The sequence below is a fragment of the Vibrio sp. JZG120 genome (assembly GCF_053890955.1).
Map to the genome: position 1 here is coordinate 822,596 of NZ_JBSRRK010000001.1, position 20,347 is coordinate 842,942.

Annotated in this window: 21 protein-coding genes; 4 read left to right on the plus strand and 17 right to left on the minus strand. The window is 41.5% G+C overall.

The genetic code is table 11. The features are described from left to right. Window positions 1-144: 144 nt before the first annotated feature. Window positions 145-501 (minus strand): hypothetical protein, encoded by a 357-nt coding sequence (locus ACWPOD_RS03515; protein WP_203342491.1) that lies wholly within the window; start codon window positions 499-501, stop codon window positions 145-147. A gap of 81 nt (window positions 502-582) precedes the next feature. Between ACWPOD_RS03515 and ACWPOD_RS03520 the strand changes: the two genes are divergently transcribed. Further along, a complete protein-coding gene (locus ACWPOD_RS03520) occupies window positions 583-1,422 on the plus strand; it encodes a LysR family transcriptional regulator (RefSeq protein ID WP_456231567.1) in 840 nt (279 codons plus the stop codon). Window positions 1,423-1,728: 306 nt separating this feature from the next. Next, on the plus strand, window positions 1,729-1,941 hold the full coding sequence (locus ACWPOD_RS03525) for a hypothetical protein (protein WP_012842272.1): 213 nt from the start codon (window positions 1,729-1,731) through the stop codon (window positions 1,939-1,941). 102 nt (window positions 1,942-2,043) lie between these two features. On the opposite strand, the gene ACWPOD_RS03530 is transcribed toward ACWPOD_RS03525, so the two are convergent. The 10 genes from ACWPOD_RS03530 to ACWPOD_RS03575 all read right to left on the minus strand — a co-directional run bounded on the left by ACWPOD_RS03530 (window position 2,044) and on the right by ACWPOD_RS03575 (window position 11,953). After that, complete coding sequence (locus tag ACWPOD_RS03530) at window positions 2,044-2,433, minus strand: universal stress protein (RefSeq protein ID WP_012842271.1); 390 nt, start codon at window positions 2,431-2,433, stop codon at window positions 2,044-2,046. 930 nt (window positions 2,434-3,363) lie between these two features. Next, window positions 3,364-3,525, minus strand: coding sequence for a YoaH family protein (locus ACWPOD_RS03535; RefSeq protein ID WP_005394474.1), 162 nt, complete (start codon window positions 3,523-3,525; stop codon window positions 3,364-3,366). A gap of 42 nt (window positions 3,526-3,567) precedes the next feature. Further along, window positions 3,568-4,689 (minus strand): conjugal transfer protein TraF, encoded by a 1,122-nt coding sequence (locus ACWPOD_RS03540; protein ID WP_046875459.1) that lies wholly within the window; start codon window positions 4,687-4,689, stop codon window positions 3,568-3,570. A gap of 60 nt (window positions 4,690-4,749) precedes the next feature. Next, the gene (locus ACWPOD_RS03545; RefSeq protein ID WP_005394478.1) at window positions 4,750-5,631 is read right to left on the minus strand and encodes a DUF2861 family protein; all 882 of its coding nucleotides are present in this window, start codon (window positions 5,629-5,631) and stop codon (window positions 4,750-4,752) included. A gap of 6 nt (window positions 5,632-5,637) precedes the next feature. After that, window positions 5,638-6,300 carry a response regulator transcription factor VxrB gene (gene vxrB / locus ACWPOD_RS03550; protein ID WP_456231568.1) on the minus strand — a complete coding sequence of 221 codons (663 nt, stop codon included), beginning with the start codon at window positions 6,298-6,300 and terminating at the stop codon, window positions 5,638-5,640. Next, on the minus strand, window positions 6,275-7,729 hold the full coding sequence (gene vxrA / locus ACWPOD_RS03555; RefSeq protein ID WP_282150155.1) for a sensor histidine kinase VxrA: 1,455 nt from the start codon (window positions 7,727-7,729) through the stop codon (window positions 6,275-6,277). The genes vxrB and vxrA overlap by 26 nt, the downstream gene beginning before the upstream one ends. A gap of 155 nt (window positions 7,730-7,884) precedes the next feature. Then, window positions 7,885-9,261, minus strand: a complete 1,377-nt coding sequence (gene pntB / locus ACWPOD_RS03560) for a Re/Si-specific NAD(P)(+) transhydrogenase subunit beta (protein WP_005394484.1) — start codon at window positions 9,259-9,261, stop codon at window positions 7,885-7,887. Between the two features lie 8 nt (window positions 9,262-9,269). Further along, window positions 9,270-10,826, minus strand: a complete 1,557-nt coding sequence (locus tag ACWPOD_RS03565) for a Re/Si-specific NAD(P)(+) transhydrogenase subunit alpha (protein ID WP_005394487.1) — start codon at window positions 10,824-10,826, stop codon at window positions 9,270-9,272. A 435-nt stretch (window positions 10,827-11,261) separates the two neighbouring features. After that, window positions 11,262-11,543 (minus strand): HlyU family transcriptional regulator, encoded by a 282-nt coding sequence (locus tag ACWPOD_RS03570; RefSeq protein ID WP_104972608.1) that lies wholly within the window; start codon window positions 11,541-11,543, stop codon window positions 11,262-11,264. 41 nt (window positions 11,544-11,584) lie between these two features. Next, window positions 11,585-11,953, minus strand: coding sequence for a late competence development ComFB family protein (locus ACWPOD_RS03575; RefSeq protein WP_048625058.1), 369 nt, complete (start codon window positions 11,951-11,953; stop codon window positions 11,585-11,587). A 254-nt stretch (window positions 11,954-12,207) separates the two neighbouring features. On the opposite strand from ACWPOD_RS03575, the gene ACWPOD_RS03580 reads away from it, so the two are divergent. Next, the gene (locus ACWPOD_RS03580; protein ID WP_053808401.1) at window positions 12,208-13,446 is read left to right on the plus strand and encodes a GGDEF domain-containing protein; all 1,239 of its coding nucleotides are present in this window, start codon (window positions 12,208-12,210) and stop codon (window positions 13,444-13,446) included. A 24-nt stretch (window positions 13,447-13,470) separates the two neighbouring features. Here the strand turns inward: ACWPOD_RS03580 and ACWPOD_RS03585 are convergent, their stop codons facing one another. Both ACWPOD_RS03585 and ACWPOD_RS03590 read right to left on the minus strand, forming a co-directional pair. After that, window positions 13,471-14,463 (minus strand): Solitary outer membrane autotransporter beta-barrel domain, encoded by a 993-nt coding sequence (locus ACWPOD_RS03585; protein WP_456231569.1) that lies wholly within the window; start codon window positions 14,461-14,463, stop codon window positions 13,471-13,473. Next, window positions 14,460-15,419 carry a GGDEF domain-containing response regulator gene (locus tag ACWPOD_RS03590; RefSeq protein ID WP_012842266.1) on the minus strand — a complete coding sequence of 320 codons (960 nt, stop codon included), beginning with the start codon at window positions 15,417-15,419 and terminating at the stop codon, window positions 14,460-14,462. The genes ACWPOD_RS03585 and ACWPOD_RS03590 overlap by 4 nt, the downstream gene beginning before the upstream one ends. 273 nt (window positions 15,420-15,692) lie before the next feature. On the opposite strand from ACWPOD_RS03590, the gene ACWPOD_RS03595 reads away from it, so the two are divergent. After that, window positions 15,693-16,130, plus strand: coding sequence for a DUF3069 domain-containing protein (locus ACWPOD_RS03595; protein ID WP_005394495.1), 438 nt, complete (start codon window positions 15,693-15,695; stop codon window positions 16,128-16,130). A gap of 71 nt (window positions 16,131-16,201) precedes the next feature. Here ACWPOD_RS03595 and modC read toward each other — a convergent pair whose 3' ends face one another. From modC to ACWPOD_RS03615, 4 genes are all read right to left on the minus strand, one after another. Beyond that, a complete protein-coding gene (gene modC, locus ACWPOD_RS03600; protein ID WP_456231666.1) occupies window positions 16,202-17,308 on the minus strand; it encodes a molybdenum ABC transporter ATP-binding protein ModC in 1,107 nt (368 codons plus the stop codon). Further along, a complete protein-coding gene (modB, locus tag ACWPOD_RS03605; RefSeq protein WP_005394498.1) occupies window positions 17,308-17,994 on the minus strand; it encodes a molybdate ABC transporter permease subunit in 687 nt (228 codons plus the stop codon). Before modB ends, modC begins: the two co-directional genes overlap by 1 nt. Window positions 17,995-18,021: 27 nt before the next feature. Next, window positions 18,022-18,777, minus strand: coding sequence for a molybdate ABC transporter substrate-binding protein (modA, locus tag ACWPOD_RS03610; RefSeq protein WP_258677037.1), 756 nt, complete (start codon window positions 18,775-18,777; stop codon window positions 18,022-18,024). Window positions 18,778-18,846: 69 nt separating this feature from the next. Next, the gene (locus ACWPOD_RS03615; RefSeq protein WP_343429093.1) at window positions 18,847-20,298 is read right to left on the minus strand and encodes a cobyric acid synthase; all 1,452 of its coding nucleotides are present in this window, start codon (window positions 20,296-20,298) and stop codon (window positions 18,847-18,849) included. Between the last annotated feature and the right edge of the window lie 49 nt (window positions 20,299-20,347).

The following is a 20,347-nucleotide window of genomic DNA, read 5'->3' on the forward strand; positions in this document are numbered from 1 at the left end:
ATACCTAGATCTTTCTTCATATGTTCACTCAACTCGCTAGTGGTTCTTACATTAATTTTATGTTTGCAATGATGGATTCTCAACTCTTCACCAAATAATTTTACTAACGATTTTGTATACAAAGCACTAATATTATTTATTATTCTATACAATGTACCTTTCTGATAAACAGATCTTTTCGAATTTTGTATTGCAGTCTTCATATTTAAATATTCTCACATTTTTAACTTTATAATTTAAAGAATTATTTTCAAGTTCGATCTTTATTATTGCTTTTGTCGATTTTGAATGAGTCATTATCAATGATGCGCAATCGACAATTAAATCACCTGAATCTAACTTAGTAATTTCACGAGAGAGAATTTTTATTTTTAAATTTTCCGTTTCGTTATTTAAGTCGATTGAGTTAATTTCTTCAGGATATTTGTTTAACTTAATATCCAATATGGTTTTATTAAGATAGTAGTCTGCCATTATTTCATGACGGCTTTTAAATATCATTGTCCCCCTCCGTTGATGCAAGTTATACTTTCCCTCCCGTTAAAAGACAACGTGACTCAGAGTTGCAAAAAGGTAACAATCATGGAATTGATGAACAATGAGCTGGTCTGCTTTGCAGCCATTTGTAAACACCTCTCTCTTACAGAGGCATCAAAAGAACTTGGAAAGTCGAAAGCTCAAGTCAGCAGGCAGTTAGCGGCATTAGAAAAACAACTTGGTGTAACACTCGTCCACAGGACAACAAGAAAACTCGTTTTAACTGATCATGGTGAAAGCATTAGAGAGCTTGCCATCAAAACGTTAGAGAGCTTGCAGGAGTTAAATTACAGAGCTAGCTCGTTGAGTGAATGCATTAATGGAAAGTTTAAAATTACAATGCCCAACTCTATAGCCTCTTCTATTTTTGGCTCTGTTCTTAAAGGCTTACAAGAGCGATATCCAGCAGTGAACTTTGAAATATCATCAAGTAACAATGTTGAGAATTTATTAGAAAGCAACGTAGATTTAGCGATTAGGCTTAATAATATTATTGATGACACTCTGATTGCACATAAAATCGGTGATTATAACGATGTTTTAATATCTACAGTTAACAATGCCAATAACAACACGCTATTAATCTACAATAATCACTCGAATAAGGAATCAATTAAAAAGCAGTACACTGACGTTATCGAAGTTGATAACACCTCTATTTTAATAAACTTTGTCTCTGAGGGGGTTGGGGTTGGCGTCATTCCAAATTACCTTGTAAAAGGTAACCATATAGACAAAAATATCCAAATTTCACAAAATTTTGATATAGAACGCTCCATGTATATCGCCTACCCTTATCAAAACCCTTTACCAAGAAAGCTAGCTGAAATATCTACTTTTATTAGGTCTGAGTTATCAAAAATATTGAAAAATGAATCACTTTAGGATGGCTTTTCAGGTTTATAATTTTCCTTTGATAACTCATGAGGTCTAGCGAGAAGCTTTGTAACGTATTGTTTCAAAGAGCCTCGTTAGGCATTTATGAAAATCCCCATCTTTATGCTTGTTATCACAACATGAGATGCTATACCGTTTCATTATCAAGGCTTTGCGTGGAATAAATCACGTGGGTGAAACGATAGATTGACTTACATTAAAAATTTAATCGAAAGCAGCTTTATATTAAATTGATTTCATACCGTTCTGCGTGTATCTTCTACCCATATCCCCACAATAACCAAGGAGAATGCCATGGATAAGCTACTCGCGTCTGCACTAGAAATTAAGCAGCGAACTATGGTGACTGGCTTTTTTGCTAGAAATGGATTCAAAATTGCTATGACCGATTTTGATGATGTCACTTTTGAGCGAGAAGGTGTGCAAGTTAACGTGCATTTTGATTTGCAGTCAAACGCAGAGTCTGCATCTATTTTATCCCAAGAGGCATCTGCCATTCCTGGTTAGTTATTTTGTTGTCAATCATACGCAAAGCCGAACGCAAACGTTCGGCTTTTTAATATGCGAAAAACGGGATTACAAAAGATGTGGCACAAACCTGCGTTACTGTCACTCATCCAAGTAAACAATCAATAAATCTGCTTCAACCTCATTCGCTACCCTTGGTACCGATGAAAAGAAACGGCTCAATAAATTATGATGATGACCGCAGACTACTAGGTCTATTCCCTCTTTTTTTACGATTCCCGACAATTTGATATGAAGGTCACCGATAACTGCCATCGTCTCGTGTACTGGATATAGGCATTTATCAGCGAGTTCTTGTAGCTCCTTTTGCAACTTTTGTTCTTCTTTCGGCTCCATGATCACACGATCAACATCCACATAAACGAATGAAAGTTTGGCGTTCGAGTTCTTTGCTTGAGTTATTGCTTTTTCGATAACGACTTGGCTAGATTGAGATAAATCAACAGCGACTAAAACGTGCTTGTAACTCATTCTTTCTCTCCTAGTTAGTTTTCATGTGCTTATAGTAAGTCTAGTTCACTAAGAGCGAATGCAATGTCTAAACTCATATTTCATGAAAATATGGGAGTTTGATATAAGAATGTGGAAACAGCCGAGCGAGCAGCTATCTAATAGCCATTGAAGGCTCGTGAAGTCAACTAGTGACTTAGGAACCAGTTATTGATATGTGGCCCATTTTGTTCTCCCTCCTTAAGATGTACATAACTATGTAACTAACGCAAACAAACCCACGTTACGCTGTTACTACGCTTCTAAACCCTGTCAATTTCTATTGCAGCTTGTTTTATATTCCTAATTACAACGTCGCCTAGTTTAGTAAAACCACTTGGCAATAAGTAATTTTTTCGTGTAATCCATCGATCAAGATTAAGAGTTATTTCATAGACAACACTGAATTAAAGACAAGATTTAGAGTTAAAACAGAGTCCAACACTCCTATGTTCAACCTAAAACCGACATACGTCTGCGAGCACTTACTGTCTATATAACGTCAACTATATAACTATATTCAGATTTTATTTTTCTGTTACAACGTGTCTTTTTTATCTTCACAGCATAATCCTCTACTTGAAAGCATACCCAATCATCATCTTGTAATTTAATTACACAAAAAGATGATCGAAACATAACTACAAGACAAAAAAACCACCACAAGTTACTGATTTTATTAATTTTAATTTAAAAAAATAGCATTTCACCCCATATTCGTTCAAGCCAGAACGCATCAAGGTTAACTTAAACAAGTAAAATTTTACTAACTGCTTAGTACAGAATAGAGGAAGTTGAATAAATTGAAAAGTATAGAAATAACGTTACGACGTAACTACGTTAAGGTATGAAAATATTTGAGGATAAATATGAGGACCAAAAAAACAGGGCCAAAGCCCTGATATGAATTAATTAGTTTTGTTGCTGTTGTTTTTCTGCGTACTCGGATCGAATCTGTTCGGCAACAATTTTGATGGCTTCTGCTGTACTTGTGCCCTTCGCCATCAATTCTTGAATTTTCTCTACAGCTTGTTGTTGCTCTTGGTGAGATAGAGGGGGTAAATCGTCAAACATAAAAAAGCTCCTCATTTTGAGGAGCAGACTATAACGATTCAATTAATAGGTCGCAAGGAAATTAATGGATGCCCCCATTGCGTTCTCGTTCGTGTACTGAGCAGCAATATCTAATTCGATCAACTTAAGTGGAGACAGTCCAATACCCGCAGTAATGGTACCTTCGTCGCTACTTCGAGCTAAGTTTTTCATATAACCCGCTCGCAACGCCATTTGACGCAAGATATCAAATTCAATACCAGCTCGAATCATTTGCGTATTATCATCGAAGGATGAAAAACGTTTTTCTTCATTAAGATCGTAGTCGACACTCATAGTAAAGTAATCGGCAACAACCCCTGCCCCGACCGTATATACGGGACGCATGCTGTATTCGTATGATTTTATCGTATCACTGCCATACATGAACGATTTTGTTTTAACGTCTCTTCCGATCAAGTTTTTTGCTGAAATACCGACACGATATGGGCCAAAGAACCAAAGCGCGCCCGCATCCAAGTTAAACATCGTTTCCGCTGTCTCATGTTCACGTAAGTCTTTGGTATCGAAATTCTGAAAACTCGTGGCGTAAGAGTACGTATAAATACGCTGAAGTTTAGGCGTAACACCAAATGAAAGGTGTTGATTCATAAAGTTGGTGTATTTAGCAAGTGATACACCTGCTTCAGCAACACCAATAGAAACACCTTGTACGTAGCTATCGTCTAACGGATTAGTACCTGACGTATCTACTTTTGGTTGCACGAATGATTCAGTGTATAACTTACCGTATGCAGTTGCAGATAAAAATTTATTAGGAATACCTATAGCGACAACGCCACCAAGATCAAAGTCAGTTTTTTTTCCATCTATGGCATTCATCGATTTTTTGATTTCATCGACATCAGTCAATTTGCTGATGCGTTCGATTTCATCGACAAGATCATATTGATCATCGTAGTTACCACCAAAACTTGGCACGATCATTCCTGCATCATCGTTTCGGCGATAAATTGCAGTAAGTGCGGGGTTGAAAAAAGGAGCAGTCAGATAAGTTGCTGATACCGTACCAACGCCACCCATCGCATCGCTACGAGCTTCTATCGCATAAGTGGCAGCCGAAGCAACGTTTGCGAAAAGTGTGGTGGCAACAGAGGTGGCTAGAATTTTATATTTGGTTTTCATACTACACTTGTGATTTTGGTTCTTCCTGAACCTTTATCGGCACAAATGGTATTTCTTTAACTATTCTTCTTGGGAAAGATCATAGGTTCGGCTAATAGTTTGAGCTTGCTCAACAATTATATCGCCCTGCCAACGACGACTGTTGATACTCACTGCTAGCACGTATCTATCATTTGGGACACCCGCAAGCTCTAGTGAATTGGGATAGTTAGACTCGTAAGTCTTTTTCCACATTTGCTCGTATTGACCATCAATGTAGTCATATAAACCAACTTCAAGTTGCGGTAATGGACAATGGGGATTACGAAGTGCGCTCTTTTCTACTTTCCAATTCTCTTTAGATGTCCAACGAACATATTGCGAAGAATTGGAATCTCCTAATATTACCCAAGTTCGATACTCTTGTTTATCTTTAGAAACAATAGTTAAGTGATACAAGCCAGCTTCAAGCTTACCCGTGAGGTTATAGCGTTTCGAATAACTACGCTCATTGGCTAATTCCGTACCGCTCGGCTGTTCTTCATAACTGAATGAACTGTCTGCGGATATAGAATCATCCACCCATCGATTAAATGAAATATTTTCGATGTCAGTTGTAGCTCTTAGCTTGATCACTAATCTAAATGTATCTCGCCCAGGGCTTTGGATGGTCTGACGAATAACGTTCACGCCACTTATCCATTCAGGCAGCGTTACACCAGTGAGAGACTTGCCACAGTTTTTAGATAGAGACTGACCAAGAAGGTCATTGAGATGAGGAGTCAAATCTTTACTTGGTTCCGTTTGCCACAGTTCAACAAGAGAGTTGAACATACCGGCAAGATCATCTTCAAGTAAGTGTTGATGTGCCTGCGTTAAAGGCGTGTTGGTTTGAAACCAGTCCATTGCATGGACTGGTTTCACTAACGCTAATGAGAGAACTACGGGGAGTAGTGTTTTCATTATGACTTATGCTTTCATCTTGTAGCCAACACCGCGAAGTGTTTCAATTTCCAGTCCTGGCAGTTTTTGACGAAGCTGCAATACGTGCGTATCCACAGTACGTGTCGTTGGGAAGTGATTGTAACCCCAAACGTGGTCAAGTAGCTCATCACGAGTAAACACGCGACCTAAGTTCGACGCTAAAAATAGCAGTAGATCAAACTCTGTACGAGTTAACGTAATTAGCTCATCTTTATAGGTAACTTCACGAGTTGAACGATCAATTTCTAAGTCTTTTGTGATCACTTTATCAGCGCTGCTTTGCTCTGCTGAATCCGGTGCTCGTAGCTGTGCACGGATTCTCGCAAAGAGTTCCGCTTCAGCAAAAGGCTTCGTTAAGTAGTCGTTCGCGCCGGAATCAAGGCCTGCAACTTTATCTTTTACGGTAACAAGTGCCGTTAGCAAGATAACTGGTACGTCTTTAACCTGTTTCCATTCTGGGAGACATTGTACAGAGTCACCATCTGGGAGTTGGCGATCGAGAATAACCAAGTCAGCTTTTTTCCATTGTGGTTCTACGTCTGCAATACGTTCCACATGTAAACACTCATATCCTGCTTGTTCCAGGCTTACTAACAGGCCATCAGCCAAGTTTTTATCGTCCTCAACGAGAAGCAGTGTCTGTTTCACAAGGTATCTCCAATATAAAGGTTGTAGGTGGTCCCATCAGGGACATTTTTCCGCCCATGCGGCCTACCATAGATTCAACGATTGTTAACCCAAGTCCTAACCCGCTCTTACTGACGAACGGTTTCTTCAAATTTGCCCAATCTTTAGCCGTTAGGCCACCAGCATCTCGGACTTGGAATACTATTTTTTCTTCACTAGTTGAAACATCCAATTCAACTGGTGTAATACCGTACTTAAGTGCATTACGAAGCAAGTTATCGATACAAGTTCCTAACCAGTACACATTAACTTTAGCAGCCACATCTTCATTGATGTTGAAAAGCACGGCACTATCAAATTCTTCTTCGATCTTAAATTCTAACCAGTCTGCGACAGACGGAACCCAGTCTGTTGCAAGCATTTGGTTATCAGATTGCAAATAATCTTTACTCGCTTCTGCCAATTGACGCAAACGACGTGTATCTTCACACAATCTGCGAAACTCGTCATACACGCTTTCAGGTAGATGCTCGAACTCTCGGCGAAAGCCCTCAACCGTCAGTGATAGAGATGCAATCGGTGTTCTGAGCTCATGCGTTAAAATTTGCAACACAAGCATTCTACTACGGAGCTCTTCTCGCTTACTATTCCAGCGGTATACAGCCCAACCAATCACTAGAAGAATATTTGCGATTACCAGTATGATCATACTGATCCGCAAAACTTGTGAGTGATCTTCTACATCCCAACAAATATTGCCTCGTTTAACAAAGCAACTTTTGCTTTGAGACGCTAGAGCGTACGACAAACCCGCATTAGCGACGTTTTCTTCCCAGATATCTTTCTCGAAAACAAAGTAACGGTCACCACGTCGTAACCAAAGTTCGTTACCTTCGATAAACATGCTCGCGCCTGCAATCAAAGCATTAATGGCGTCGTCGTCCATGTTTTTCAAGCTTTCTAACAACTCATCCCCTTCCTCATTGTCACGCTCTTTAATATGCATGTATTGAGCAAGCTTGGGTTTGAGTTCTGGATACTTATCCACATAGCGTGCAGCATAAGTCCCACCACCAGGGTGAATGAGGCCACTACGCGAGAACCAACGTGGTGTCAATTGCGTCCCTTTACAGATAGCTCTTGTAAATACTAACGGCTCAGTAATTAAAGGACTTAGTGGCAATTTACCACGACAAGTATTCGCTAAGCTGTAAAGCTGTTGTATATCTTTTAACGGATAGTCAGACGTTTGCGGCAGAAGCGAATCTGGCGCAAGTAACTTGGTAGGATAATTTGATTGCAGAATACGAATATCATACGATTTAAGAGCTACTTCATAATTAAATAGCTCTGTAAACGTATCTATTCTTTCTGGTAGTGAATCGGAAAATGCAGGTGCCGAAAAAAGCGGCAATACAGTTGCAAAACCGAGCAAAAACTTTTTAATCAAACTGTTACCGTCACTTGTTACATTAGCCAAAACTATACATCAATCTACAAGCAATTGACATCTGCTAACAGAAGGATTTGCATTACTATAACATTGAAACGGAACAAAAAAGGGCCAGCGATTGCTGACCCTGTATAGTTTTAAATCAAGAATGGTTAGAGTGCTTTAAAAATAGACTCAACACTTTCCTTCGCATCACCAAATAGCATTGATGTATTTTCTTTGAAGAACAGTGGGTTCTGTACACCTGCGTAACCAGTATTCATTGAACGCTTGAATACCACTACATTTTTCGCGTTCCAAACCTCCAGTACAGGCATACCAGCAATCGGGCTGTTCGGATCTTCAAGAGCTGCTGGGTTTACCGTATCGTTAGCGCCGATAACCAGTACGGTATCGGTTTCAGCGAAGTCATCATTGATTTCATCCATTTCAAGAACGATATCATACGGTACTTTCGCTTCAGCAAGTAACACGTTCATATGTCCCGGAAGACGACCTGCTACTGGGTGAATACCAAAGCGAACCTCAATACCTTTTGAACGAAGTACGTCAGTAATTTCATGCACTGGATACTGCGCTTGCGCTACAGCCATACCGTATCCTGGAGTGATGATTACTGATTTTGAGTTCTTCAGCATTTCAGCGACTTCTTCTGCCGTTGTTTCGCGATGTTCGCCCTGCTCTTCGTCACCTGAAATTACAATCTCTTGACCAAAGCCACCAGCAATAACACTGATAAACGAACGGTTCATGGCTTTACACATGATGTAAGAAAGAATCGCACCTGAAGAACCAACCAACGCACCTGTTACGATTAATAGATCATTTGCGAGCATGAAACCTGCTGCTGCTGCTGCCCAACCTGAATATGAGTTCAGCATTGAAACGACAACTGGCATATCAGCACCACCAATTGAAGCAACTAAGTGGTAACCGAACGCGAACGCAATCAGTGTCATCACAATCAGAGCGAACATGCTGCCATCTGCTTTTACGAAGTAGATCATAAGAAGCGTAGAAATCACAACCGCTGCAAGGTTCATTTTGTGCTTGTGGGGAAGGTTAAGCGGCGAAGAAGAAATCACACCACGTAACTTACCAAATGCAACAATTGAACCCGTGAATGTTACGGCACCAATGAAGACACCCAAAAATACTTCTACAAGGTGGATAACATGTTCAGCATGAGTTGCTGCTTCTGGCGCATCAAGGTAACTGTTGTAACCAACTAAAACCGCAGCTAAACCTACAAAGCTGTGCAGTATCGCAACCAGTTCTGGCATTTCGGTCATTTCTACTTTCTTCGCATAGAAAATACCGATCGCCCCACCTATCGCCATCGCAATAATGATCCACCCAAAGCCTTGAGCATCAGGGCTGAAGATCGTCGCGATCAGCGCGATCGTCATACCTGCGATACCATAGTAGTTACCATTACGAGCGGACTCTTGCTTTGAAAGCCCCGCCAAACTCATGATGAAAAATAATGCAGCAACAATGTAAGCTGCTTGTACTAATCCTGCAGACATTGTAACTCCTATTTATCTTTGCGGAACATTTCAAGCATACGCTTGGTGACGGTGAAACCACCGAAGATATTGATGCTGGCGATCAATACAGCAATAAAGGATAGGAATGAAACGACCCCATTACCTTGCCCAATTTGCAGTAATGCACCAACCACAATAATGCCGGAGATAGCATTCGTTACCGACATAAGCGGAGTATGAAGTGCATGGGTAACATTCCAAACCACGTAGTAGCCGACAACACAAGCTAAAACAAATACAGTAAAGTGAGAAAGGAACGCTGCCGGCGCAACCGATGCAATCCAAGCAAAAGCACCTACTGCCGCGGCTACACCAATAATTTTCTTAGTTGGAGAGGTAGGTTCTTCTACTTTAGGCTCTGGTTTCGCAGGTTGCTCTTGTTTCACTTGCGGCTGAGCGGAAACCTGAATTGGTGGTGCAGGCCATGTAATTTCACCTTCTTTAACCACGGTGACACCACGGATAACAACATCTTCGAAATCAATATTGATGTTACCGTCTTTTTCTTTACACAGCAGTTTTAGAAGGTTAACAAGGTTTGTCGCGTAAAGTTGAGAAGATTGCGTTGGCAAACGGCCGACCATGTCAGTGTAACCAACAATTTTTACGCCATTATCTGTCATGATAACTTGGTCTTTCACTGTGTATTCACAGTTACCGCCATTAGCAGCTGCCAAGTCAACAATAACACTGCCCGCTTTCATACTGTCGACCATTTCCTTGGTGATCAGCTTCGGAGCAGGTTTGCCAGGGATTAGTGCCGTTGTAATGATGATATCAACATCTTTAGCTTGCTCTGCGTATAACTCTGCCGCTTTTTTGTTGAAGTCATCGGACATTTCTTTTGCGTAGCCGTCACCAGAACCAGAGTCTTCTTGGAAATCCACGGTCAGGAACTCTGCTCCCATGGACTCAACTTGTTCTTTTACTTCTGGGCGAACGTCAAATGCACGAACAATAGCTCCTAAGCTACCCGCAGCACCGATTGCAGCCAAACCAGCCACACCCGCACCAGCGACCAATACTTTCGCTGGTGGTACTTTACCGGCAGCCGTGATTTGACCTGTAAAGAAACGACCAAACTCATGAGCTGCTTCAACAACCGCACGATACCCAGCGATGTTAGCCATCGAAGAGAGCGCGTCTAAGGCTTGTGCACGAGAGATACGAGGAACGGAATCCATGGCAAGAACGTTAATGTTCTTACTTGAAAGTTGTTCCATCAACTCTGCGTTTTGAGCAGGCCAAATAAAGCTAACAAGCGTTGCACCATCTTGTAGTAGTGCGATTTCGTCAATGCCTTGTTCTTCATCTACGATTGGCGCATTAACTTTTAGAATAAGACCAGATGCCCAAACTTCTTCACTAGAAACGATTTTCGCACCAGCAGCTTCATAAGCAGCATCATCGAAACTCGCAAGCACCCCCGCTTGGGATTCAATCGCGATATCGAATCCCAACTTTATCAACTGCTCAACCGACTTCGGCGATGCAGCTACTCGCGATTCACCCGCAAGTATCTCTTTAGGTACACCGATTTGCAAAACGCATACTCCTTGTATACATATCAATAAATTAGTCCCAAAACAGAGCGTCGCTCTACTCTAACTCTTTTTTATTTCTATCTGTTTACCACGCAAGACAATTGCAAACGAAAGATGGTGTTTGGGGCCACCCATTTGCACAATAACACCTTGACTAACAGCCCTGTTATTATTCTGTTTGTATCGAACGCGTCTCATTACTTCAAGTGTTTTGTAATTTAAATACTAAATTTCATTACATATAACGCTAAGTAATGAATGATTGTCGCTCTGAGCACGAAAAATAACAACGCCATGCCTTACTAGACTGAGGTCTAACCAGATCATAATTAAATGCTGACTTAACAAACATTTAAGCTCTAAAAAAGAAAGAGCCATCAGCATATACACTAATGGCTCTTTTTAAGATGATTGGAATCAAGTTGCGGTGAATTGTTAGTCGAAGATTTTATCGCCCATTTGATCGATAAACATTTGAGATTTCTTCAACATAAGTTCATTGGCATCTTGTTCCGAGCCGAGCAAATCTGAACGAATAAATCGATGCGTTTTCACTTCATCGTCGTATTGCTTTTCTATTCGACCAGCAATGCGGTATTGCCCACCCTCTGAAAGGCTCTCTTGATAAATAAAGAAACCTTTGTACTCAACTGGTTCCACAGTTTTTACTTCAGCAGTCTTTTCACTACCACCAAACAAACGCGAAAAAAATCCCACGGTTCCTCCTTGGGTAAGCTCATCGATAGATTAAGCTTGTATCACTTAATATTGACATTGAGGATTGGTTTTTCATACCAGTCCAATTCTTTGTCTTCATCATAACTGGTATGGGTAAAAATTACAGGTACATCATGATCTCGGTTTTTACGCCGGTCTTCTTTCACCATTTCTGCCGCGTTTTTCACCGCGATATCTGCACTTTGCTTAAATTGGGTGAGCTTTTGTTCCGGAAGCGAAGATAGAAAATCAATATCATGACGAATATAGACAGGTTTAAGCTGAATAAGTGCAAGGCACGCAATATCTGCGAGCTGCTCGTTGTTATACTGCTCTACAAACTGAGGCAAACTGAGCACTTGTCCAACAAGTGTTTCCATGTAGTTATGCACATCTGAACTTATCTGCATTGGCAAATCTCCCTTGTTCTATGAAAACAAGTATAGCAACGACTTGTTTATAACAACTTATTGATTGCTCTTAATTTAATCAATCTCTCTCTTTTTGTCGTAATGTCTCCCAAAATACTTGGGAAAATGAGCAAATAGACGTATTCTTGCTAGTTCTCGAAGCATGAAAATCGATAGCAGATTAATATCTATATTGATGAAACGCTTAACCTAACCAATTATATAATCAACTATTTTCAGGCAATTTGTAATAGATGTCCTCATCATCAATGACTTCATCAGGCTTTCGATTCCTTTTCCCATTTATGTTGTTGGGATTAGTGAGTTCGAGCATGAACAACATCATTCAGATGACTCAGTCAAACTGGGGTATTGCCGCAAATTTGCCGTACATACTGTTAGGCTGTGCACTGCTCCTTTGCTATTCATTTAAGCAAGGTCGGGAGTCAATGGTGTGTTTAGCGACGTTACTGGCCTATTTCGTGATACAGCACAGGCTACAAGTTCCACTTCAAAGTGGTACAGCCTTACTTGAGCTGACCATTTTAGCCACGCTACTTCCTGTTTCTTTTCTTGCGGTATTTTTGTTTAGTAAAGACGGTTTCGACTCAAGAGCCATGTTTACTTACCTCTTGATGTTAACGATGTTCGTTCTTTGGTCTTACCTTACGTTAGCGTATTACGTTGAAGGTGGGTTTGAACAATGGACAAGCGGCATTTTATTTATCGTACCTACGGTTTCTAAACTACCTTTTATTCTAGTTTTATATTGTGTGGGTATTGTCTGCTTCCTCGGAATTCTTGTTTTAAAGAAGAATGAAATCATCCATGCGATGACCTACTCTGCAATGGTGCTGGCGTCCGCGACGTTCATTTTCTTTGATGTGCAATACATATCTAGCACCATGTTTACGCTAACGGGGTTGCTTATCATTATTTATGCAGCCTCTGCCAGCCATCAGTTGGCTTTCACAGATAGCTTAACGCGGATCCCGAGTAGACGCGCACTCGACCTTGACTTAAAACACATGGGCAAAAAGTTCACGATCGCAATGCTTGATGTTGACCACTTTAAAAAGTTTAACGATACCTACGGTCACGATACGGGTGATGACGTATTAAAAATGGTCGCTTCGCGTCTAACTAAAACTCCCGGTGGCGCAAAAGTATACCGGTTTGGCGGAGAAGAATTTACCATCGTCTTTAAAGGCAAGTACGCAGATGAGTGTAAAGAGTTTTTAGAAGAAGCACGTAAATCCATTGCAGAGTATGAGATGATTTTACGTGATGAAGAATCCCGCCCAGATAACCATAAACAAGGTCAAAAAAAGCGTGGTAACGACAGTTCGAGGAGAAAGTCGGTCTTTGTTACCGCAAGTTTCGGAGCGGCCGACAGTAAAAACGGGCAAGCACCTCAGGACGTGATTAAGTTAGCGGACGAAGCGCTTTACAAAGCGAAAAAAGCTGGACGCAATTGCGTGAGGCTTCATTAATCCCCCAGAGCGAAAGTTAGCTGACTAATCTTGATTAAAGAACAAGACTAAGCTTCCTCCTTTTAACGCACTGCCATAATTGATCGTTAATCCGATCCCGATATTATCTATCCAATCGGAGTCAAATGGTGGTGTCATTAACCATCCAACACTGGCTTCGTAGTAGTGCACAGTATTCATGGGTTTTCTTGTATCACCACCAATATCAACTCGATTGAAGCTCGAATACACTGACTGCACAGTATCTCCAATGGGGGTAAAATCATAAAACACCTTTATTCCATTGACCCAATACCAGCCTTCCGGATTGCCAATATCACCATTATTTGCTTTACCCCAGCCAGTGCCATAAAAATAGTGAGGAGCCGACCAGAGGTACCATTTCCCCCACGATTCATGCTCTAGGTATTTAAGCTTTGTATTGACTTCTCCGACAACGGCCCAAGCACTGGTGTTTAGGTATACACCTTCTAGAAATGGTTTTAGGTCATTCAGTGCATTACTACGATAACTATAATCGTTTTGATAGTACATTAAGTGTGAGCCGATTGCGCCACTAAGCGTTAGCTTATCAGTGAGGTGTTTTTCTCCAGCAAACTCAATATATCCGCCCATGACTAACTCTTTACTTTTATCTGGAATCTGTCCTTTTTGGTCTACATACACATCTTGCTCTGTACTTAAGGCATAAACTCGGCCATTTAATAGGTAGTGAGTTTGTATTCCCTCTTGTTCAAACAAATCAAAACTAAATGGTAGCGTTGATACTGCGATCTTCTTTCTGAGATCAACCGAATCTTGAGTACCAATGTCTTCGTTATCTATGTTGAAGTATTCGTTCGGATCGAAATCATGAAATCCTACCGTAAAGACATCGCTATCTGACAGAACGATCCCAATAGCAAAGTTCCTTTCATACTCTTTTTGTATCTGATCTTGAATCGAATTAGCCTTAGAACATAATGAAAAAAGTGACAGTGTAGCCAAGGCATAACTATTGATAACAGCTTGTTTCAACTTGCATTTACCACCGTATGCGTATTTCTTCCTAAAGATTTTGAGGTATACAACGCTCTATCCACCGTCGCATACAAATCAGACTGCTGCTCTTTTCCCGTTGGTTGAAAAACAAAAACACCCTGTGACACTGTCACCCTATTGGACACGCTAGAATACTCATGTGGGTAATCCAGAAAATACATGGCCTCTTGTATACGTTCTGCTTCTCTCTCTGCGGTTTGGGCGTCTGTGCAACCCAGTAACACCACAAACTCTTCTCCACCATAACGCCCTACGTATTCGCCAGAGCGACAAAATGTTGCTTTAAGTTGGTTCGCAATGGCTTGCAAGCAACGATCTCCTTCTATATGACCGTAATTATCATTAAAGGGTTTGAAAAAATCGACGTCCAATAAAATCAAAGCCATTGGCATGTTGTGACGGCCATGCCATGCAACCATCGATTCTAACTTATGATCGATATAACGACGGTTATAGAGTTTGGTTAAGCCATCTTCATTCGCTTGCTGGGTCAAAAGTTGATTCACTTTCTCCAATTGAGCTGTCGCTTGTTTAAGCTCTCGTCTCATATGGGCAATACGCTGCATTGCGATAAGCTTAGAGTTCAGTACGAGTTTATCTACGGGTTTAATTAAATAATCATCACCGCCGGCCTCTATGGCTTTTGCAATCATTTCTGGCTCTTCGTGACTGCTCAGGAAAATTATTGGGATCCAGTCGGGAAAGGTTTCTCTGATATGAAGAGAGACTTCAAAACCGTTCATATCTGGCATCGATATATCGAGTAATACCAGTTCAGGATCAAAACTCTCGTAGGTGTTTAGTGCTTCTAGCCCACTACCCACCGCTTTTACAATATGTCCAAGTTGCTTAAGACGAATAGCCAACTGCATCCTATCTAGCTGAACATCGTCAACCAGGAGGATTCGCATTGATGTCCCTGTCGGTTGCATAACGCGTTCCATTTCTTATTTTGTCTTTATTAAACATATACCATACTCATAGAGTTGTTGCATTCGACTCATAATTAAGTGCTATATTTTTGTTTAAATATCACGGAATCAATTGTCTATAACGATTACACTGAGGATTGCCCTACCAAAACATGACCAACGAACGTTAGTTCAACAAACTCACGTGTTCTGGTCATCTTGCGGACACATGGGTATAGCTATTTGATGCATTTGGTATTAATATTCCCGCCTTTTTGTAATGAGAGACACACCATGTCAGAAGCAACTAACAGCGAAAGCAAAAAAATCGATCTAGCAACCATTTCTCCTGAACTACGTAAAGTTATTGAGTTTGACGAAGTTCCAGAGCAAATGTTCGAAATGGTTACCTCTATCCATGAAGTGTCTGAAGAAGCAGTGCGTGAGTCTTGGGACGAAATGCCTGCAAGTGCTCAGAACATTCTAGATAACTTCGAGCAATTTCATGCTCTAGTTTCTGTTGGCCAAGCATTTGCTGGTATCAACGTGATGGAAGAATTCCCTACTCTTAATCTGCCAGAAAACATGACAGATGAAGATAAAGAAGAATACCGCGCTCAATTACTTGATAATGTGCTTCACAACTGCGTGAAAGACATGGTTAAGCAACTTAAGAAAGCACGTCGCGACCCACTTCTTAAACGCGAATTCAAAGAAGTGTTCGCAAAATAACGTTTTTCCGACAAAATAAAGGCCGCGTTTGCGGCCTTTTTTGATCATTAAGCGTGCGTAGCTATAAATGATTAATGCGGCGCTAATGCCACGTCTTTTTGCGTGACACTGACACCTTTAATTTGTGCGAATACACTATCACCGGCCTTTAAGTCGAGATCATCAAGCGCCCAAGGTGTTATCGTTGCCCACAAATAACATCCCTCATCTAGCTTTAGCGATACATTAATACTCTGTTTATCATCAGCCGCGTTAAACACCTCGATTGAATCGACCGTCGCAGGCAGGATATTTCGAATAGAAGTCGCCTTAGGTTGCTCTAGCGTAATAGAAACGTCGTTGGCACGCACTTGTAAGCGAATTGGCGTCTCTGGCTCACCATCAATCTTTTGCACCCATAGTGATGCATTAGGTGCAAGGCTGACACAAGTCAGCGCATAACGCTCATGATGTTCAGCAATTCGGCCTTCAAATAAGCTGCTTTGCTCCGAGAAAGACTGCCATGGACGCATCGCATGAGAAGCCCACACGTCTTCAAGCTTACCTGAACTCGTAATTTTACCTTGGTCAATAATTGTAAGGTGCTGAGCAAGCCTTATAATTTCCTGGAGACTGTGCGTGACATAGATAATCGGAATATTTACCTTCTCCGATAATTCCTCCAGAAATGGCATCACCTCACGTTTTCTCGGCATATCAAGCGACGCAAGTGGTTCATCCATCAAAAGCAAGTTGGGTTTTGATAGTAATGCTCGTGCAATCGCAACACGTTGCTTTTCACCACCAGACAGTGAGATCGGGAAGCGCTTTAGTAACGGTTTGATAGACAAGAGTTCGGTGACTGCATCAAAGTACTCGTCATCTTTTTCTTTGACACCATACAATAAGTTGCCTTGAACCGAATAGTGAGGAAATAAACGCGAATCCTGAAACACGTAACCAATACCGCGCTTATGTGTTGGTAAGTTGATCCCCTGTTCACTATCAAACAAAACGTGATCGCCAATCGCAACATGTCCCTGCTTTGGTGCAACTAATCCGCTGATAATATTAATTAACGTGGTTTTTCCCGCACCAGATCGCCCAAACAAAGCGCTAATTCCGTTACAAGGTAACTCAAGTTTGATATCGAAATCAGTATCACCAAGCATTTGTTTAAATTGAACTTTAATCGTCATTACTTTGCACCCAACCGACTTGCCGCTTTGCGATTTAGCCATTCAGAGATCATTAATGTAGACAAAGCTAGCGCGATAGAAATGATACATAGGCGAGCCGCCTGCATTTCCGCGCCTGGCGTTTCAATAAAGTTGTACATTGCCAGTGGAATCGTTTGGGTTTCTCCCGGAATGTTAGAGACGAAACTGATCGTCGCCCCGAATTCACCAAGACTACGAGCAAAGGACAGCATCGTCCCAGTAATAATTCCGGGAATGGTCAGTGGTAACGTAATGGTGAGAAAAACTTTTAAAGGAGAAGCGCCTAACGTTGACGCGGCATGTTCCAGTTTAGGGTCAACGTTCTCTAAACTTAACCGCACAGACCGAACCATCAAAGGCAAGGCCACCACAATACAAGCGACTACTGCTCCTTTCCAATTAAAGCTAAAGACTAGCCCTACATGTTCATAGAGCCACTTGCCAAGAAACCCTTGCCGCCCAAGAGAAATCAACAACAAATAGCCGATAACCACCGGCGGCAATACCAGTGGTAAATGAATTAAGCTATCTAGAATCGATTTACCGAAGAACGTTTTTCGAGAAAGTAGCCAAGCAAGAAAAACGCCGAGAGGAATGAGCCAAAGTACTGCGTACGCGCCCACTTTGAGGCTTAACATTAAGGCTTGGTATTCCAGTTCTGTCACGCTTCGTCCCTATGATTGAAAGCCGGTTTATTGCTGAAAGCCATATTGAGCAAAAACGCGTGCGGCTTCGTCCGATTTTAGGTACTGGAAGAACTGCTCAGACTCAGTAGAATCATTCACAACCGCAGCCGGATAAACAATAGCCGCATGCGTATCACTCGTAAATTCACCGACAATTTTGACTTTGTCGGTTAACTGCGCATCGGTTTTGTAGACCACGCCTAAAGGTGCTTCCCCACGTTCAACCAACGCCAAAGCTAGGCGCACATTCTTTGCTGGTGCGATTTGATTTTGAATCTCTTTCCATACACCCAGTGTAGTCAGTGATTCTTTCGCGTACATACCAGCAGGCACTGACGTCGGATTGCCTAACGCAAGGCGATTTCCATGCAATGCCTTTTCCCATGCTGTTGCATCAGAGAAGTTAAATGAGGTTAATTCTGAAGACTGAGGCGCAATCAACACTAAGCTATTGCGCACCAAGCTTGTGACATTGTCACGAGAAATAACGTCTTTATCGACCAAATAATCCATCCATTTTGTATTCGCAGAAATAAATATATCCGCTGGTGCGCCGTTGATAATTTGTCGAGCGATAGAAGAAGAACCACCATAAACGGGAGTGATAGAAACGTCATACTTTTCTTCAAAGTTTTGTGTGATTTCGTCGATCGCATTCGTCATCGAAGACGCCGCATACACTTTGAGGTTCGTAGCTGCGTTAGCTGAAAATGAAATGCTTAATATTGCCGCGAGGCAAGCATGCGTTTTCCATGCTTTCATAGAGAAACTCCAATACAAGGCAAGCGAAAGAACTGGTTATTTGGGTATAAAGTTCAATCAGTTAATGTGCTATTTAAACAAAAAATCAAGGTTCATATGTTGTTCTATCGCATCTGCAATACGATTAATTCCTTGCTCCTTTAACTCTTCAAAGTCTTGTTGTTTGATTTGAGTGCCGTTTACCCACTCTGACACCAGGCTTAAGACATCTGCCTCATCAAAGAACCCGTGAAGGTAGGTACCCATGATTTGGCCACACTTGCTGATAGCCCCCTCAGCTTCACCGGAACTCAATGTAAGAGGTTGAACGCCCTGCACTTCACTTTGTCCTACGTGGATTTCATAACCCTTTACATTGGCTGTTTTGCCATTAAGAGAAAGCTGTGCTTGTGTATTTGTAAGCTGTTTGCTGTTAGTTAGCGTCGTGGTGATGTCTAGTAAGCCAAGCCCTTCGCTTTGACCCGGCTGGCCTTCGACGCCATTTGGGTCATCAATCAAGTTTCCAAGCATCTGGTAGCCACCGCAGATACCAATCACTTTTCCACCAAGACGAATATGACGTAAGATATCTTTATCCCACCCTTGGCTTCTTAGATACTCTAAGTCGTCTCTAACTGATTTGGTCCCAGGTAAAATAACAAGATCGGCTTTATCTATTTTCTCGCCTTTGCCTACATAACGTAGATTGATGTCGGGATTCAATCGCAACACATCAAAATCAGTATGATTACTAATCCGGGTTAAAACAGGCACAACGACATTCAGTTTTACCTCAGAGTGCAACTCTTGCTGCGCGGTGATCGCGTCTTCTGCTTCTAAATTCAAACCATGAAGAAAAGGAAGCACGCCGAGTACAGGTTTGCCTGTTTTTTCTTCTAGCCAGTCGAGGCCCGATTGCAATAAACGAATATCACCTCGAAAACGGTTGATAACAAATCCTTTTACTCGCGCTTGTTCAGATTCAGAAAGTAACGCGAGTGTTCCGTACAAATGTGCAAACACACCACCACGATCAATATCAGCAACAATGATCACCGGAACATCAGCGGCCTCCGCAAAACCCATGTTCGCAATATCGCCTTCTCTTAAATTGATTTCAGCAGGACTCCCTGCGCCCTCGATCATGATCGAATCAAATTCTTGAGTCAGACGGGAGAAGGAATCTAACACCGTATCCATCGCAACTTTCTTGTAATCATGAAAGCCAGCCGCATCCATATTGGAAAGCGCCTTGCCCTGCAAAATGATCTGAGCACCTGTATCACTGTTAGGTTTAATCAAAACCGGATTCATATGCACGGTTGGCTCAATATTACACGCCTGTGCCTGAACTGCCTGAGCTCGACCTATTTCACCGCCATCTCTGGTTACCGCACTATTTAGTGCCATGTTTTGTGGCTTAAATGGGGCAACATTTATCCCTCTTCTCGCTAATACACGGCATAAACCTGCCACAAGGACACTTTTTCCGGCATCCGAAGTGGTGCCTTGAACCATTAAAGATGGGATCGCTGATTTCATGAACATTTGTAAGGAATAGAGGAAGATGAACAATCATAACGTCATCGTC